2 protein-coding genes (1 of these 2 cut by a window edge) are annotated in these 19,690 nt (G+C 68.9%); both read left to right on the top strand.

Annotated features, from left to right (window positions below; translation table 11 throughout):
* A protein-coding gene (locus CAG29_RS20305) for a non-ribosomal peptide synthetase (protein WP_085695045.1) crosses the window boundary here: on the top strand, nucleotides 1–4,619 show its final stretch. The gene continues 7,792 nt to the left of window position 1, outside the view; only the last 4,619 of its 12,411 coding nucleotides appear in the window; its start codon lies beyond the left edge, outside the window; its stop codon occupies nucleotides 4,617–4,619.
* Nucleotides 4,619–19,690, top strand: coding sequence for a non-ribosomal peptide synthetase (locus tag CAG29_RS28915; protein WP_085695044.1), 15,072 nt, complete (start codon nucleotides 4,619–4,621; stop codon nucleotides 19,688–19,690). The genes CAG29_RS20305 and CAG29_RS28915 overlap by 1 nt, the downstream gene beginning before the upstream one ends.

Here is a 19,690-nt window from a genome sequence, read left to right as displayed (position 1 = left end):
AAGACCTGTTCCAGCACCAGACCGTCCAGGCGCTGGCGGCCGTGGTGCAGACCGGCGAACCGTTGCAGGCGATCGACCAGCGGCCGGCCAGCGGTGCGACCGCGCTGCTGCCGATCCATCAGTGGTTCTTCGCCCAACCGATCCCGGACCGGCACCACTGGAACCAGTCGGTGATGCTCAAGGCCCGCCAGCCGCTGGACGGGCAGGTGCTGGAGCAAGCGTTGCAGGCCTTGGTGGCGCACCACGACAGCCTGCGCCTGGCATTCACCGAGCAGGCCGACGCCTGGTCGGCGCAGTACCGCAGCGCGCAGGCGCAGGCGGGCGAAGCCATCCTCATCCCGGCCGAGGTCGCTGACCTTGCGGCGCTGGAGGCCTTGGGCAACCAGGCCCAGCGCAGCCTGAAGCTGAACGGCGGCTCGCTGATCCGCGCCGTGCTGGCGGATCTGGCCGACGGCAGCCAGCGCCTGTTGCTGATCGTCCATCACCTAGTGGTCGACGGTGTGTCGTGGCGGATCCTGTTCGAAGACCTGCAAAGCGCTTACCGGCAGATCCTGGCCGGCGCCGCCGTGCAGTTGCCGGCCAGGACCAGCTCGGTCAAGGCCTGGGCCGAAGCGTTGCAGGGCTATGCCGCCAGCGAGCCGTTGCAGGCCGAGCTGGGCTTCTGGCAGCAGCAGTTGCAAGGCGCGTCGGTGGCGCTGCCGTGCGACAACCCTGAGGGCGGCCAGCAGCACTGTCAGGCGCAGGCGATCCGCACGCCGCTGAGCAAAGAGCTGACCCGCCAACTGTTGCAGGAGGCCCCGGCGGCCTACCGCACCCAGGTCAACGACCTGCTGCTGACCGCGCTGGCGCGGGTGATGGTGCGCTGGACCGGCGATGACAGCGTGCTGGTGCAACTGGAAGGGCATGGCCGTGAAGACCTGTTCGACACGGTCGATCTGACCCGCACCGTCGGCTGGTTCACCAGCCTGTTCCCGGCGCGCCTGACGCCGGCCGCAGACCTGGGGGCCTCGCTCAAGCAGATCAAGGAGCAACTGCGGGCGATCCCGAACAAGGGCATCGGCTTCGGCGCCCTCGCGCACCTGGGCGACGACCACGCGCGCCAGACCCTGCAAGCCTTGCCGACGTCACGCCTGACCTTCAACTACCTGGGCCAGTTCGACGGCGGTTTCGAGGCCGAAGGCGATGCGCTGTTCGCGCCGACCGCCGAATCCGGCGGCGAAGAGGTGAACATGCAGGGCCCGCTGGGCAGCCCGCTGGCCCTGGACGGCAAAGTGTTCGGCGGCGAACTGGACCTGAGCTGGACGTTCAGCCGCGAGATGTTCGAGCCGGCGACCATCCAGCGCCTGGCCGACGACTACCTGCAAGAACTGACCGCGCTGATCGCCCATTGCTGCGACAGCTCTAACCGTGGGGTGACGCCGTCGGACTTCCCGCTGGCCTCGCTGACCCAGGCCCAGCTCGACGTGCTGGCGCCGCAGCCGCAGGCCATCGACGACATCTACCCGCTGTCGCCGATGCAGCAGGGCATGCTGTTCCACACCCTGCTCGAACACGGCAACGGCGACTACATCAACCAGATGCGCCTGGACGTCGACGGCGTCGATCCCGAGCGTTTCCGTGCCGCGTGGCAGGCGGCGATGGATGCCCACGACATCCTGCGCACCGGGTTCGTCTGGCAGGGCGACCTGGAACAGCCGGTGCAAGTGGTGCAGCGCCAGGTGGCGGTGCCGTTCCGCGTGCTCGACTGGAACGGCCGGGACGACCTCGACACGGCCCTGCAATCGCTCGCCGACGAAGAGCGTGCCCAAGGCCTCGACCTGACCCGCGCACCGCTGCTGCGTCTGGTGCTGGTGCGCACCGGGGCCGGGCGCCATCACCTGATCTACACCAACCATCACATCCTGATGGACGGCTGGAGCAGCGCGCAGTTGCTCGGCGAAGTGCTGCAGCATTACAGCGGCGACGCGGTGCCGCGTCCGGCGGGCCGTTACCGCGACTACATCGCCTGGCTGCAGCGCCAGGACGCCGCAGCGGCCGAAGCCTGGTGGCGGGCGGCGCTGGACGACCTGCAAGAGCCGACCCGCCTGGCCGATGCCATGGCGCGTCCGGCGGCGGGGTTGCCGGCCACCGGTTACGGCGATCACTACCAGGTGCTGGACGCCGGGCTGACCCAGCGTCTGGGCGAGTTCGCCCGCGCCTCGAAAGTCACCGTCAACACCGTGGTGCAAGCGGCGTGGCTGCTGCTGTTGCAGCGCTACACCGGCAAGGACTGCGTGGCGTTCGGCGCCACGGTCGCCGGGCGTCCGGCGGATCTGCCGGGGGCCGAGCAGCAGATCGGCCTGTTCATCAACAGCCTGCCGGTGATCGCCGCGCCGCGTGCGCAGCAGAGCCTGGCCGATTGGCTGGCCGCCGTGCAGGCGCAGAACCTGGCGCTGCGCGAGTTCGAGCACACGCCGCTGGCGCAGATCCAGCGCTGGGCCGGGCAGGGCGGCGAGGCCCTGTTCGACAGCCTGATGGTGTTCGAGAACTACCCGATCGCCGAGGCGCTGGAGCAGGGCGCGCCCCAGGGCCTGCGGTTCGGCCCGGTGGTCAACCATGAGCAGACCAACTACCCGTTGACCCTGCTGGTGCACCTGGGCAGCGAGCTGTCGGTGCACTTCAGCTACCAGAACGGCCGCTTCGCCAGTGCCGGCGTGGCGCAGTTGGGTGCGCACCTGCAGCGTCTGCTCAGCCAGATGACCGATGCGGGCGAGCGCTCGTTGAGCGAACTGACGCTGTGCGATGTCGAGCCTGCGGACAACCGCTTCGTCACCGACCGGTGCATCCACCAGGCCGTCGGCCGTCAGGTGGCCGCCACCCCGGACGCGCTGGCCGTGACCTTCGCCGAACGGCAACTGAGCTACGCCGAGCTGGACGCCCGAGCCAACCGCCTGGCGCACAAGCTGATCGAACTGGGCGTCGGCCCGGAAGTGCGGGTGGGCGTGGCGATGCCGCGTTCCGAGCACTTGCTGGTGGCGTTGCTGGCGGTGCTCAAGGCCGGCGGCGCCTACGTGCCGCTGGATCCGGACTACCCGGCCGACCGCGTGGCCTACATGCTCGAAGACAGCCGCGCGCGGGTGCTGCTGACCGAGCGGGACATCGCCGCCACCCTGACCGTGGGCGCCGGCACCGACGTGGTGCTGATGGACGAGGTCGCGCTGGACGGCTATGCCCGGGAGACGCCGCGTACGCAGGTGACGCCGGACAACCTGGCCTACGTGATCTACACCTCCGGATCCACCGGCAAGCCGAAAGGGGTGGCGATCGCCCACCGCAACGTCATGGCGCTGATCGACTGGTCGGCGCAGGTGTACCGCCGCGAGGACATCCAGGGCGTGCTGGCGTCCACGTCGGTGTGCTTCGACCTGTCGGTGTGGGAGCTGTTCGTGACCCTGGCCAACGGCGGGTCGCTGATCATCGCCCGCAATGCCCTGGAGCTGCCGCACTTGCCGGCGCGGGACCAGGTGCGCCTGATCAACACCGTGCCGTCGGCCATCGCCGCGCTGCAGCGTGCCGGGCAGATCCCGCCGGGCGTGCGGATCGTCAACCTGGCCGGCGAGCCGCTGAAGCAGGCGCTGGTGGAGGCGCTGTACCAAACGCCGGGCATCGAGCACGTCTACGACCTCTACGGGCCGTCGGAAGACACCACCTACTCAACCTGGACCCGCCGCCGCGCCGGTGGCCAGGCGCGCATCGGCCGGGCGCTCGACCACTCCGCCAGCCATCTGCTGGACGCCGATCTGCAAGCGGTGCCCCAGGGCGTGTCGGCGGAACTGTACCTGTCCGGTGCCGGCGTCACCCGGGGCTACCTGGGCCGTGCGGCGATGACCGCCGAGAAGTTCGTGCCCAATCCGTTCGCCGGCGACGGCGAGCGCCTGTACCGCACCGGCGACCTGATCCGCCTGCGCGAGGACGGCGAGCTTGAGTACATGGGCCGGATCGACCACCAAGTGAAAATCCGCGGCTACCGCATCGAGCTGGGCGAAATCGAGGCGCGCCTGCTGGCCCAGCCGGGCGTGCGCGAAGCGGCGGTGCTGGCGGTGGACGGCGAGGGCGGCGCGCAACTGGCGGCGTACGTGGCCGCCGCGCAACTGGATCTGTCCGACGGCGAGGCGCAACGCCGACTGCGCGAGGGACTAAAGACTGGCCTCAAGTCTTCGTTACCTGACTACATGATTCCCGCGCACCTGTTGTTCCTCGAACAGCTGCCCCTGACCCCCAACGGCAAGCTCGACCGCAAGGCGCTGCCGGCGGTGGACGCCAGCCAGATGCAGGCCGCGTACGTCGCGCCGCAGTCGGAGCTTGAGCAGCAGGTCGCGGCGATCTGGCAGCAGGTGCTGTCCGTCGGACGGATCGGTCTGAACGATCACTTCTTCGAACTGGGCGGGCACTCGCTGCTGGCGGTGAATGTCGTGTCGCGAATGGCCCTTGAACTGGGGCTGAGCCTGACTCCGCAACTGCTATTCCAGCACCCCGTCCTGGGCGACTTCGTCGCTCACCTCAATACAGGAGGCGGGGCTATCAATGAACAGAAACTGAGCAAGCTGGAAGCCCTGCTTGACGATATGGAGGAGGTCTGATGGACACGAGTGTTGCTTTGAGGATTGCCAAGCGCTTTATCACTCTGCCGCTGGACAAACGTAAGCTGTACCTGGAAAAGATGCTCGAAGAGGGCGTCTCGCCGGCCAACCTGCCGATTCCGGAAACCCGTACAGGCTTCGAGGCGATCCCGCTGTCGTATGCCCAGGAACGCCAGTTGTTCCTGTGGCAGATGGACCCGCACAGCACCGCGTACCACATCCCCAGCGCCCTGCGCCTGAAGGGCGCGCTGGACGTCGCGGCGCTGGAGCGCAGCTTCAATGTCCTGGTGGCGCGCCACGAGAGCTTGCGCACCACCTTCGTCGAGCACGATGAAAAGACCTGCCAGGTGATCCACCCGCACATGCCGTTGAGCGTGTCGGTGCAGCCGTTGGCGCCGGGGCTGGACGCGGCGGCGGTGGACGCCGCCGTCAAGGCGTTCGTCGAAGGCGAGACCGCGCGCCCGTTCAACCTCCAGCAGGGCCCGCTGCTGCGGGTCGCGCTGCTCAAGGTGGCGGACGACGACCATGTCATGGCGTTAATCCAGCACCACATCATTTCCGATGGCTGGTCGATGCAGGTGCTGGTCGGCGAACTGATCAAGCTGTACGCCGCCGACACCGCCGGCCAACCGCTGACCCTGCCGCCGCTGGCGGTGCAGTACGCCGACTACGCGATCTGGCAACGGCACTGGTTGGAGGCCGGCGAACGTGAGCGGCAACTGGCGTACTGGGTCAAGACCCTGGGCGGCGAGCAGCCGGTGCTGGAACTGCCGATCGACCATCCGCGCCCGGCGGTGCAGAGCTTCCGTGGCGCGCGCCTGGACCTGAACCTGCCGACGGACCTGGCCGACGGGCTCAAGCACCTGGCGCAGCGCGAAGGCGCCAGCCTGTTCATGGTGCTGCTGGCCTCGTTCCAGGCCTTGCTGCACCGCTACAGCGGCCAGCCGCAGATCCGCGTCGGTGTGCCGACCGCCAACCGCAACCGGGTCGAGACCGAAGGCCTGATCGGCTTCTTCGTCAACACCCAGGTGCTCAGCGCCCAGGTGCACGGGCAACTGCCGTTCAACCGTCTGCTGGCCGAGGTCAAGCAAGCGGCGATGGAGGCCCAGGCCCATCAGGACCTGCCGTTCGAGCAACTGATCGAAGCCCTGCAACCGGAGCGCAGCCTCAGCCACAGCCCGGTGTTCCAGGTGATGTACAACCACCAGGCGGTCAACGACCGGGCCCAGCGTCAGAGCCAGGTGCAGCTGCCGCAACTGAGTGTCGAGGACATCGTCTGGGAGGGCCGCACCGCGCAGTTCGACCTGACCCTGGGCACCTACGAGTCCAGCGAGGGCGTGGCGGCGGAACTGACCTACGCCACCGACCTGTTCAAGCCTGAAACCATCGAGCGCCTGGCCCGTCACTGGCTCAACCTGTTGCGCGGCATCGTCGCCGCGCCAAACCAGCGTGTCGGCGAACTGCCGCTGCTGGACGACAGCGAACACAAAGTGCTGCTGCAGGACTGGAACCGCGTGGTCGACCACGCCGCGCCGGCGCCGTGCGTGCACCAGCGCATCGCCTTGCAGGCCCGGCAGACGCCTGACGCCGTCGCCCTGATCGTCGGCGACGCGCAGCTGACCTACGCCGAACTGGACAACCGCGCCAACCGCCTCGCGCACAAGCTGATCGAGCTGGGCGTCAGCCCGGACCGGCTGGTGGGCATCGCGGTCGAGCGCAGCGTCGAAATGATCGTCGGCCTGCTGGCGATCCTCAAGGCCGGCGGCGCCTACGTGCCGCTGGACCCGGCCTACCCGGAAGATCGCCTGGCCTACATGATCGAGGACAGCGGCCTTGAGCTGCTGCTGACCCAATCCCACCTGCAGACGCTGCTGCCGATCCCGGCCGGCCTGGCCACCGTGCTGCTGGATGGGCCGCAGGACTGGCTGGCGGATTACCCGACATCGGCCCCTGCCGTGGCGCCGGACGCCGAACACCTGGCCTACACGATCTACACCTCCGGCTCCACCGGCAAACCGAAGGGCGTGATGGTGCGCCACGGCGCCCTGAGCAACTTCGTCGTCAGCATGGTCGGGCAACCGGGGATCGCCGCTGCCGACCGCATGCTGTCGCTGACCACGTTCTCGTTCGACATCTTCGGCCTTGAGATCTACGGCCCGCTGCTGGCCGGCGCCGCCGTGGTGCTGACCGGCAAGGACGTGCACCAGGACCCGCAGGCGGTGCTGGAGCTGATCGCCCGCCACGGCGTGAGCATGCTGCAAGCCACTCCGTCCACCTGGCGCATGCTGCTGGACAACGAACACGCCGCCATCCTCGACGGCCGCACCTTCCTCTGCGGCGGCGAGGCGCTGCCTCAGGAGCTGGCGCAGCGCATGCTGGCGCGCTCGGCGAAGGTCTGGAACCTGTACGGCCCGACCGAAACCACCATCTGGTCGGCGCTGCATCCGCTGAGCCCGGACAGCAGCCGTCCGTTCCTCGGCAAGCCCATCGACAACACCGCGCTGTACATCTTGGGCAGCGACCTGGAACTGAACCCCCTCGGCGCGCCGGGCGAACTGCTGATCGGCGGCGACGGCCTGGCCCGCGGCTACTTCCAGCGTCCGGCCCTGACCGCCGAACGCTTCGTGCCGGATCCGTTCTCCGGCACCGGCGAACGCCTGTACCGCACCGGCGACCTGACCCGCTACCGCGCCGAAGGCGTGATCGAGTACATCGGGCGGATCGACCATCAGGTGAAGATCCGCGGCTTCCGCATCGAACTGGGGGAAATCGAAGCGCGCCTGCTGGCCCTCGATAGCGTGCGCGAAACCGTGGTCGTGGCCCAGGACGGCCCGACCGGCCCGCAACTGGTGGGCTACGTGGTGCCGGCCGACGGCGCAAGCCTGGACGCCGACGGCGAGGCCGCGTTGCGCGCCGCGCTCAAGGCCAGCCTCAAGGCCGAACTGCCGGAGTACATGGTGCCGGCGCATCTGCTGTTCCTCGCGCAACTGCCGCTGACGCCCAACGGCAAGGTGGACCGCAAGGCACTGCCGGCGCCTGACGCCAGCCAACGGCAATCGGCCTACATCGCGCCGCAGACCGCCACCCAGCACACCGTGGCCGGCATCTGGCAAGCGGTGCTGAAGCTTGAGCAAGTGGGCCTTGGCGACAACTTCTTCGAGCTGGGCGGGCACTCGCTGCTGGTGACCCAGGTGGTGTCGCGGGTGCGTCAGGCGCTGAACGTGCAGGTGCCGCTGCGCACCCTGTTCGAGCACAGCACCCTGGCGGACTTCGTCGCCGCGCTCGGGGTCGATCAGGCCCGTCAGGAGCCGCCGATCGTGGCGTTGCCGCGCCTGCAACCGCTGGCGCTGTCCTACGCCCAGGAGCGTCAGTGGTTCCTCTGGCAACTGGAGCCGACCAGCACCGCCTACCACGTGCCGGCGGCGCTGCGCCTGCGCGGCGAGCTGGATCTGGCGGCGTTGCGGCGCAGCTTCGATGCACTGATCGCCCGCCACGAATCCCTGCGCACCTGCTTTGTGGAGGAGCAGGGCCAGACCCTGCAAGTGATCCAGGCGCAGAGGGCGCTGGAGCTGCCGGTCGAGGTGATCGACGGCGGCCTGGACGACGCCGCGCTGCAAGCGTTGGTCGCCGCCGAGACCCTGCACCTGTTCGACCTGCAGAAGGGCCCGCTGCTGCGGGTCAAGCTGCTGCGCCTGGCCGCCGATGACCATGCGCTGATCATCACCTTGCACCACATCGTCTCCGACGGCTGGTCGATGGGCATCATGGTCGATGAGCTGGTGGCGCTGTACGCCGCCTACAGCCAGGGCCAAAACGTCGAACTGCCGGCGTTGCCGGTGCAGTACGCCGACTACGCCGTTTGGCAACGCCAGTGGATGGACGCCGGCGAACGCGAGCGCCAACTGGACTACTGGACCGCGCAACTGGGCGACGGCGAACAGCCGCTGCTGGAGTTGCCGACCGACCGTCCGCGTCCGCCGGAGCAAAGCCACCGCGGCGCGCGTCAGGACATCCCGCTCAGCGCGGAACTGGCCGCCGGCCTCAAGCAGGTGGCGCAACGGGAGAACGTCACCCTGTTCGCGCTGCTGCTGGCCTCGTTCCAGACCTTGCTGCACCGCTACAGCGGCCAGGCCGACATCCGCGTCGGCGTGCCGGTGGCCAACCGCAACCGGGTCGAGACCGAAGGCCTGATCGGCTTCTTCGTCAACACCCAGGTGCTGAAGGCTGAATTCGACAGCCAGCAGACCTTCCGCAGCCTGCTGCAGCAGGTGAAGAACACCGTGCTCGGCGCCCAGGCCCACCAGGACCTGCCGTTCGAGCAACTGGTGGACGCCCTGCAACCGGAGCGCAGCCTCAGCCACAGCCCGCTGTTCCAGGTGCTGCACAACCACCAGAGCCAGGCCCGCCGCGCCTCGGGTGCCACGCGCCTGGCGAAGGTCGAGATCGAAGGCCTGGGCTGGGCGTCGCACACCGCCCAGTTCGACCTGACCCTGGACACGTTCGAATCGGTGGACAACGTCTGGGCCGAATTGACCTACGCCACCGACCTGTTCGATGCCGCCACCATGGCGCGCTTCGCGCAGCACTGGACGACGCTGCTGCACGGCATCGTCGCCGACTGCGGCCAGCGCATCGCCGACCTGCCGGTGCAGGACGCCGCTGAGCGTCAGGCCACCCTGGCGCAATGGAACCCGGCGCTGACCGCGTTCCCGGGCGAGCGCTGCCTGCACCGCCTGATCGAAGACCAAGCCGAGCGGGCCCCGCACGCGGTGGCCGTGACCTGCGACGGACAGGCCCTGACCTACGGCGAGCTCAACGCCCGCGCCAACCCGCTGGCGCACAAGCTGATCGCCAGCGGCGTGGGGCCAGACGTGCGCGTCGGCCTGGCGGTGGAGCGCAGCCTCGACATGCTCGTCGGCCTGCTGGCGATCCTCAAGGCCGGCGGCGCCTACGTGCCGCTCGACCCGACCTATCCGCAGGATCGCCTGGCCTACATGATCGGCGACAGCGGCATCGGCCTGCTGCTGACCCAGAGCCATCTGCTCGGCCAACTGCCGGTGCCGGAATCGGTGCGCAGCCTGATGCTCGACCAAGAGCGCGACGGCCTGGAAGGCTACAGCGACGCCAACCCGAACGTGGACATGAGCCCGGACAACCTGGCCTACGTGATCTACACCTCCGGCTCCACCGGCCAGCCGAAGGGCACCTTGCTCGCGCACCGCAACGTGCTGCGTCTGTTCGAGGCCACCGACGCCTGGTTCGGCTTCGGTGCCCAGGACGCCTGGAGCCTGTTCCATTCCTACGCCTTCGACTTCTCCGTGTGGGAGATCTTCGGCGCGCTGCTGTACGGCGGCAAACTGGTGGTGGTGCCTTACGAGGTCAGCCGTTCGCCGGAAGACTTCTACGCCTTGCTGTGCCGCGAAGGCATCACCGTGCTCAACCAGACCCCGTCGGCGTTCAAGCAGCTGATGCAAGTGGCGTGCGCCCCGGAACACGCGGCGCTGCAACCGGCGCTGCGCTACGTGGTGTTCGGCGGCGAGGCGCTGGAGGTCAAGAGCCTGCGGCCGTGGTTCGACCGCTTCGGCGACCGCGCCCCGCAACTGATCAACATGTACGGCATCACCGAAACCACGGTGCACGTGACCTACCGGCCGATCTCGTTGGCGGATCTTTCGCGTGACGCCAGCAGCCCGATCGGCGAGCCGATCCCGGATCTGTCGTGGTACTTGCTCGACGGCGACCTCAACCCGGTGGCCAAGGGCTGCATCGGCGAGCTGTACGTGGGTCGAGCGGGCCTGGCCCGGGGCTACCTGAACCGGCCTGACCTGACCACGCTGCGCTTCATTCCCGACCCGTTCGCCGCCGACGGCGGTCGCCTGTACCGCACCGGCGACCTGGCTCGCTACCGCGCCGACGGCGTGATCGAATACATCGGGCGGATCGACCATCAGGTGAAGATCCGCGGCTTCCGCATCGAGCTGGGCGAGATCGAAGCACAACTGCTGGAGCAGGCGGCGATCACCCAGGCCGTGGTGCTGGCGCAGCCAGGCCCGAGCGGCCAGCAACTGGTGGCGTACCTGGTGCCGGCCGATGCCGCGCTGCTGGACGCCGACGCGACGGAGCAAGCCCGCTGGCGTGACGACGTGCGCGCCGCGCTCAAGGAAAACCTGCCGGACCACATGATCCCGGCGCACCTGTTGCTGCTGGCGCAGCTGCCGCTGACCGCCAACGGCAAGCTCAACCGCAGTAGCCTGCCGTCGCCGGACGCGAGCCAGGCGCAGCAAGCCTACCAGGCCCCGCAAAGCGAGCTGGAGCGGCGTCTGGCCGACATCTGGCAGGACGTGCTCAAGCTTGAGCAAGTGGGCCTGAACGACAACTTCTTTGAACTGGGCGGCGATTCGATCATCTCGATCCAGGTGGTCAGCCGCGCCCGTCAGGCCGGCATCCGCCTCAACCCCAAAGACCTGTTCCAGCACCAGACCGTGCAGCGTCTGGCCCTGGTGGCGCAGATCGGCGAGGACGTGTCCGGCATCGACCAGCAAGCGGTCACCGGTGCAGCGTCGCTGCTGCCGATCCAGCAGCAGTTCTTCGAGGATGACATCCCCGAGCGTCACCACTGGAACCAGTCGGTGCTGCTCAAGCCGCGTCAGCCGCTTCAGGCCGACAAGGTCGAGCAGGCGCTGCGGGCCCTGGCGGTGCATCACGATGCCCTGCGCCTGAGCTTCCGCCGGGAGGGCGAGGCCTGGCAGGCCGAGCACCTGGCGGTGGAGGCTCTGCCGCAAGCCTTGCTCTGGCAGGAAGACATCGCCGACATCGCGGCGCTCGAAGCCCTGGGCAACCGTGCCCAGCGCAGTCTTGACCTGCAAGACGGCCCGTTGCTGCGCGCGGTGCTGGCCACCCTGGCCGACGGCAGCCAGCGTCTGTTGCTGGTGATCCATCACCTGGCGGTGGACGGCGTGTCGTGGCGGATTCTGTTGGAAGACCTGCAGAACGCCTACCGGCAAGCGGTCGACGGCCAGACGCCGGAACTGCCGGCCAAGACCACGGCGTTCAAGGACTGGAGCGCGCACTTGCAGCGCTACGCCAACGGCCCGGTGCTGCAGCAGGAACTGGCCTACTGGCAGGCCTGCCTCTGCGGCGCCGCCACCGACCTGCCGTGCAAGCGTCTCGACGCCGGCCAGCAGAACCGTCTGGCGCAGACCGTGCAGACCCGCCTCAGCGCCGAGCTGACCCGGCAACTGCTGCAAGAAGCCCCGGCGGCCTACCGCACCCAGGTCAACGATCTGCTGCTGACGGCGCTGGCGCGGGTGATCGGACGCTGGAGCGGCCAGCCGTCGACGCTGATCCAGCTGGAAGGCCACGGCCGTGAAGAGCTGTTCGACGGCGTCGACCTGACCCGCACCGTGGGCTGGTTCACCAGCCTGTTCCCGGTGCGCCTGACCCCGGCCGAAGGGGCGGGCGAGTCGATCAAGCGCATCAAGGAGCAACTGCGCGCGATCCCGAACAAGGGCATCGGCTTCGGCGCCCTGCGCCACTTGGGCGATGCCCAGGCCCAGGCCAGCCTGCGGGCGCTGCCGAGCCCGCGCATCACCTTCAACTACCTGGGCCAGTTCGACGGCAGCTTCGAGGCCGACGACGGCGCGCTGTTCGCGCCGGCTCCGGACAACGCCGGCCTGGAGCAGAGCCCCGATGCGCCGATGGGCAACTGGCTGACCCTCAACGGTCAGGTGTACGGCGGCGAACTGAGCGTCGGCTGGACCTTCAGCGGCGAGCGCTTCGACAGCGCCATCATCGAACGGCTGGCCCAGGACTACGCCGACGAACTCGCCGCGCTGATCGCCCATTGCGTGACGCCGGGCGCCGAAGGCCTGACGCCGTCGGACTTCCCGCTGGCCGGGCTGACCCAGGCGCAGCTCGACAGCCTGCCGTGGCCGGCCCAGCAGATCGCCGACATCTACCCGCTGTCGGCGATGCAGCAAGGCATGCTGTTCCACAGCCTCTACGAGCAAGCGTCCGGCGACTACATCAACCAGGTGCGCCTGGACGTCGAAGGCCTCGACCCGCAACGCTTTTGCCAAGCCTGGCAGGCGGCGGTGGACAGCCACGACATCCTGCGCACCGGGTTTGTCTGGCAAGGTGACCTGGCGAGGCCGGTGCAGGTGGTGCACAAGCAGCTGCCGATGCCGTTCCGCGTGCTCGACTGGCGCAGTCGCGACGACGCCGAAGCCGCGCTCGACGCGCTGGCGGCCGACGAGCAGGCCGAGGGCTTCGACCTCGGCCAAGGGCCGCTGCTGCGCATGGCGGTGGTGCGTCTGGATGACCGGCGCTGCCACCTGATCTACACCAACCATCACATCCTGATGGACGGCTGGAGCAACTCGCAGCTGCTCGGCGAAGTGCTTCAGCGCTACGCCGGCGAAACGCTGCCGGCGCCGGCAGGGCGCTACCGCGATTACATCGAATGGCTGCAGCGTCAGGACGCCACCGTCAGCGAACGGTTCTGGACGGCGCAACTGGCCCACCTGCAAGAGCCGACGCGCCTGGCCCAGGCGATCACCGCTGCGCATGGCGACGAGCCGCGCGACGGTCACGGCGAACGCTACGTGTTCATCGACGCCGCGCAGACCCGCCGCCTGGGCGAGTTCGCCCGGCAGCAGAAGGTCACCCTCAACACCTTGATCCAGGCGGCGTGGCTGTTGCTGCTGCAACGCCTGACCGGGCAGGAAAGCGTGGCGTTCGGCGCCACCGTGGCCGGCCGTCCGACCGAGCTCAAGGGCGTCGAGCAGCAGATCGGCCTGTTCATCAACACCTTGCCGGTGATCGCCAGCCCGCGTTCCGAGCACAGCGTCGGCCAGTGGCTGCAGAGCGTGCAGGCGCAGAACATCGCCCTGCGCGAGCACGAGCACACGCCGCTGTTCGACATTCAGCGTTGGGCCGGGCAGAGCGGCGAGGCGCTGTTCGACAACATTCTGGTGTTCGAGAACTACCCGGTGTCCCAGGCGCTGGAGGAGGGCGCACCGCAGGAGCTGCGCTTCGGCGGCGTCGACAACCACGAGCAGACCAACTACCCGCTGACGCTGGCGGTGAACGTCAGCGATGAGCTGTCGCTGCACTACAGCTACCGACGCGGCGCGTTCACCGATTCGGTGATCGAACGCCTGAGCGCGCAACTGAACAACCTGCTGTCGCAGATGGTGCAGTCGGGGGACGCCCGCCTCGGCGCCCTGGACCTGCTGGACGCCGCCGACCGCCGCTTGATGGTCGAGCAGTGGAACGCCACCGGCATCGACTATCCGCTGGAGCAGGGCGTGCACAGCCTGATCGAAGCCCAGGCCCTGCGCACCCCGGACGCCCCGGCGCTGGTGTTCGCCGGCCGGACCCTGAGCTACGCCCAGCTCAACGCCCGGGCCAACCAGTTGGCCCACGGGCTGATCGCCCGTGGCGTCGGCCCGGACGGGCTGGTGGGCATCGCGGTCGAGCGCAGCCTGGAAATGGTCGTCGGCCTGCTGGCGATCCTCAAGGCCGGTGGCGCCTACGTGCCGCTGGATCCGGAATACCCGCGCGACCGCCTCAGCCACATGATCGGCGACAGCGGCATCGGCCTGTTGCTGACCCAGCCGCATTTGCTGGCCTGCCTGCCGATCCCCGAGGGCGTGCAGACCGTGTGCCTGGAGCCTACGGGCGCGGACTTCGCCGACCTGTCGACCCACAACCCGCAGGTGCCGTACGACGCCGCCAACCTGGCCTATGTGATCTACACCTCCGGTTCCACCGGGATGCCGAAAGGCGCGGGCAACTCGCACCGGGCCCTGACCAACCGCCTGATGTGGATGCAGCAGGCCTATGGCCTGGACGCCGCCGACACCGTGCTGCAAAAGACCCCGTTCAGCTTCGACGTGTCGGTGTGGGAGTTCTTCTGGCCGCTGATGACCGGTGCGCGGCTGGTCGTCGCCGCGCCGGGCGACCACCGCGATCCGGCGAAGCTGATCGCGCTGATCAACGCCGAGCGCGTCACCACGCTGCACTTCGTGCCGTCGATGCTCCAGGCCTTCCTGCAGGACGCCGGGGTGTCGAGCTGCACCGGCCTGACCCGCATCGTGTGCAGCGGTGAAGCGCTGCCGGTGGATGCGCAGGTGCAGGTGTTCGCCAAGCTGCCGCAGGCCGGCCTGTACAACCTGTACGGCCCGACCGAGGCGGCCATCGACGTGACCCACTGGACGTGCCGCGACGAGGGCCGCGACGGTGTGCCGATCGGCCAGCCGATCGCCAACCTGTCGACCTTCATCCTCGACAGCGGGCTCAATCCGCTGCCGGCGGGCGTGGCCGGCGAGCTGTACCTGGGCGGCGTGGGCTTGGCCCGCGGCTACCACCGCCGGCCGGGGCTGAGCGCCGAGCGTTTCGTCGCCAGCCCGTTCGGTGCCGGCGAGCGCCTGTACCGCACCGGTGACCTGGCGCGCTACCGCGCCGACGGCGTGATCGAGTACGTCGGCCGGATCGACCATCAGGTCAAGCTGCGCGGCCTGCGCATCGAGCTGGGCGAAATCGAGGCGCGGCTGGTGGAGCACGCCGCCGTGCGCGAAGCCGTGGTGGTCGCCCGTGACGTGCTGGGCAGCCAGCAACTGGTGGCCTACCTGGTGCCGAGCGATCCGGCGACCGTGGACGCCGCCGAGGCCGTGCGCAACGCGCTGCACGACAGCCTGTCGGACTGGCTGGGCGCGAGCCTGCCGGACTACATGGTGCCGGCGCACCGGGTCTGGCTGGCGCAGATGCCGCTGAGCCCCAACGGCAAGCTGGACCGCAAACGCCTGCCGGCCCTGGAGTTCTCGGCGGCGCAGCACCACGTCGAGCCGTCCGGTGCGGTGGAGCAGGCGCTGGTGGACATCTGGAAAGAGGTGCTGGGCCTTGAGCGGGTCAGCACCACCGACAGTTTCTTCGCCTTGGGCGGCGATTCGATCGTCTCGATCCAGGTGGTCAGCCGCGCCCGTCAGCAGGGCATCGAACTGAGCCCGAAAGACCTGTTCCAGCAGCCGACCATTCAGCAACTGGCCCTGCGTGCCCAGGCCGCCGAAGGCACACCTGCGCCGCAGACCGCGCTGGTGGACATGCCGCTGCATGGCCTGAGCGAGGCTCAGGTCGCCGCGCTGCCGTTGCCGCAAGGCCGGCTCGACGGCCTGTACCGGTTGTCGCCGATGCAGCAGGGCATGCTGTTCCTGGGCCTGAACTCGCCGGAAGCCGACCTGTACATCAACCAGGTGAGCATTCCGGTGCAGGGCCTTGAGCCCGCGCGGTTCAAGGCGGCGTGGGAGGCGGTGAGCCGCCGCCACGACATCCTGCGCACCGGTTTCCTCTGGCAGGACATGGCCGAACCGCTGCAGTTCGTGCTGGCCGATCCGCAGTTGCCGATCAGCCTGCTCGATTGGCGCGACCAGGACCATTCTGAAGCGGCCTTGCAGGCGCTGGCCGCCGACGAGCGGGCCAAGGGCTTCGACCTCGACCGTCCGCCGCTGCAACGCCTGACGCTGGTGCGGGTGGGCGAGGACAGCCATCAGCTGATCTGGACCTATCACCACATCCTGATCGACGGCTGGAGCAGTTCGCAGCTGATCGGCGAGGTGCTGAGCCAGTACTCCGGCCAGCCGCTGGCTGCGGCCGTGCCTTACCGTCGCTACATCAACTGGCTGCAACAGCAGGACGCCAACGTCAGCGAAGGCTTCTGGCGCGGGCACCTGAGCCTGCTCGACGAACCGACGTACCTGGCCGACACCGTGGCGCGCACCGGCGAGGGGCGCGGTCACGAGGCGCTGTACAGCCGACTGGGTGAAGCCCGCACCGAACGGCTCAAGGCATTTGCCCAGGCCCAGCAGGTCACCCTCAACACCCTGGTGCAGGGCGCGTGGCTGATGCTGCTCAGTCGCTACAGCGGCCAGCGCACCGTGACGTTCGGCGCCACCGTGGCCGGACGGCCGGCGAGCCTGCCGGCGTCGGAGTCGATCCTGGGCCTGTTCATCAACACCTTGCCGGTGATCAAGGACGTGCCGGCCGAACAGGCGGTGGGCCCGTGGCTGCGCGATCTGCAGGACTTCAACCTTGAAATGCGCGAGCGCGAGTACACGCCGCTGTCCGACGTCCAGCGTTGGGCCGGGCGCACCGGGCAGTCGCTGTTCGACAGCATCATCGTGTTCGAGAACCATCCGATCGACCAGGCGCTGCGCGAGTGGCGCGACGATTCGCTGACGTTCGGCGAGAGCGACAGCGCCGGCCTGACCAACTTCCCGATGGACCTGATGGTCACGCTCGAAGACGGTCTGGTGATCGAATACATGTTCCTGCGCGAGCACTTCGACCGGGCGACCGTGGAAGGCATCCGCAGCGACATGGAAGGGCTGCTGGAAGCGTTGGCGCATGACGCCGCGCAACCGCTGGGCCGCATCGGTCTGCCGACCGCCCAGGCTGTGGCGCCGGCCGAAGCCGCGCCACAACCGCCGGCACCGGCGGTGCATGAGCGCATCGCGCAGTGGGCGATCCAGCGCAGCGAGCAGACCGCCGTGGTGTTCAATGACCAGGCCTTCAGCTACGGCCAGATCGAGGCCCGGGCCAACCGCCTGGCCCATGCGCTGATCGCCGAAGGCGTCGGCCCGGAAGTGCGGGTCGGCGTGGCGCTGCCGCGCAGCGAAAACATGATCGTCGCCCTGCTGGCGGTGCTCAAGGCCGGTGGCGCCTATGTGCCGCTGGACGCGACGTACCCGCGTGAGCGCCTGAGCTACCTGATGCGCGATTCGGGCATCGCGTTGCTGCTCAGCGATTCGGGGTTGCGGCAGGTGATGCCGGTGCAGGACGGCCTGCGGGTGCTGGAGCTGGACCGCCTGGCGCTGGGCGACCGGCCGGACCGCGCGCCAACGGTCGCGGTGCAGCCGGGCAACCTGGCCTACGTGATCTACACCTCCGGCTCCACCGGCCTGCCCAAGGGCGTCGGTGTCGCCCATGGGCCGCTGGCGATGCATTGCCGGGCCATCGGCGAGCGCTACGAAATGAGCGAAGCGGACTGCGAGCTGCACTTCATGTCGTTCGCCTTCGACGGCGCCCATGAGCGCTGGCTGACCACGCTGACCCACGGTGCGCGCCTGCTGATCCGGGACGACAGCCTGTGGACCGCCGAGCAGACCTACAACGCGATGCACCGGCACGGCGTGACCGTGGCGGCGTTCCCGCCGGTCTACCTGCAGCAGTTGGCCGAACACGCCGAGCAGGACGGCAACCCGCCGCCGGTGCGCATCTACTGCTTCGGCGGCGACGCGGTGCCGGTGGCGAGCTTCGAACTGGCCAAGCGTGCGCTCAAGCCGCAGTACATCATCAACGGCTACGGCCCGACCGAAACCGTGGTCACGCCGCTGATCTGGAAGGCCGGCGCGCAGGATGCGTGCGGGGCGGCGTACGCGCCGATCGGCAGCGTGGTCGGTGAGCGCAGCGGGTATGTGCTCGACAGCGACCTCAACCGCTTGCCGGTCGGGGTGGCGGGCGAACTGTACCTGGGCGGCGCGTTGGCCCGGGGTTACCTGGGACGCGCCGGCGGCACCGCCGAGCGCTTCGTGGCCAACCCGTTCAGCGCCGACGGCAGTCGTCTGTACCGCACCGGCGACCTGGTGCGCCAACGGGCGGACGGCACCGTCGACTACCTGGGCCGGATCGACCATCAGGTGAAGATCCGCGGTTTCCGCATCGAGCTGGGTGAGGTCGAGGCGCGGCTCAAGCAACTGCCGGGCGTGCGCGACGCCGCCGTGGTGGCCCGCGAAGGCGCCGGCGGCAAGCAATTGCTCGGCTATGTGCTGGCCGCCGCCGATGCACCGGCGGACGGTTTGTGCGAACGCCTGCGCGAACAGCTCAAGGCCAGCCTGCCGGACTACATGGTGCCTGCGCACCTGATGCTGCTCGAACGCATGCCGCTCACCCCGAACGGCAAGCTCGACCGCAAGGCATTGCCGGATCCTGGCGCCGAACAGCGTCAGGACTACGTGGCGCCGCGCACCGAGCTGGAAAAGGCCTTGGCGGGCATCTGGCAGGACGTGCTGAAGATCGAACGCGTCGGCCTGACCGACAACTTCTTCGAGCTGGGCGGCGATTCGATCCTGAGCCTGCAAGTGGTGGCGCGCAGCCGCGTGCTGAAGGCCCAGGGCCTGAGCCTGAAGCTGCGCGACCTGATGCAGAAGCCGAGCATCGCGGAACTGGTGGCCAGCGTTCAGAGCAGCGCCGAAAAGGCCTCCGGGCTGCTGGCGATGAACGCCGAGGTCAAGGGCCGGGTGCCGCTGTTCTGCATTCACGCAGGCTTCGGCACGGTGTTCGACTACGAGCCGTTGGCCCGTCGTCTGGGCGGTCGGCGCCAGGTGCTGGCGATCCAGTCGCGGATGCTGCTGGACCCGGCCTTCAGCGATGTGTCGCTGGAGCGCATGGCCAGCGACTACGTGGCGCAGATCCGCGCGAAGCAGCCGCAGGGGCCGTATCACCTGTTGGGCTGGTCGCTGGGCGGGACGCTGGCGATGCTGATGGCCGCGCAGTTGGAGCAGGCCGGCCAGCAGGTCGAGTTCGTCGGCCTGGTGGACAGCTTCGTGCCGTCGGCGGCCGTGAACGCCGGGGCGGTGGACGACTGGCAGGCCGACCTGCGCGACTTCCTGCGGGTGACCCTGCCGCAGGCGGCTGCGGGCGCGGCCATCGACGGCGAAGAGTCGGCGCAGGCGGTGCGGGCGGTGTTCGAGGCCGCCCTGGGGGCCGAGCGTGGGGCATCGACCTACGTGGCCCTGGGCGCCGATGAACTGGCCCATGTGTTCAGCGTCGCGCGCCGGCTCAAGCGCTTGTCGCTGGAGCTGGAGCGCTGCCCGCCGCTGGCCGTCTCGCCGGTGTGCTGGTGGACGCTGGGCCGGGAAGAGGAGGCCATGGAACTGGCGGCGCAACTGGAGCAGCCGGGCATGGGCGGGGAATGGCTCGATTGCGGGCACTTCGAGATCCCGCGCCATGAAACTTTCCTGTCGGAGGCTGAAGAAATGCTCGGTGAGATCGTTGAACCTGTAGTCATGTCCTGA

It is taken from the genome of Pseudomonas sp. B7(2017), from assembly GCF_002112745.1.
GTDB classification, from domain to species: Bacteria; Pseudomonadota; Gammaproteobacteria; order Pseudomonadales; family Pseudomonadaceae; genus Aquipseudomonas; species Aquipseudomonas ekonensis.
Note: the sequence above shows the minus strand (reverse complement) of the source record. Positions and strands in the feature narration are given on the sequence as shown.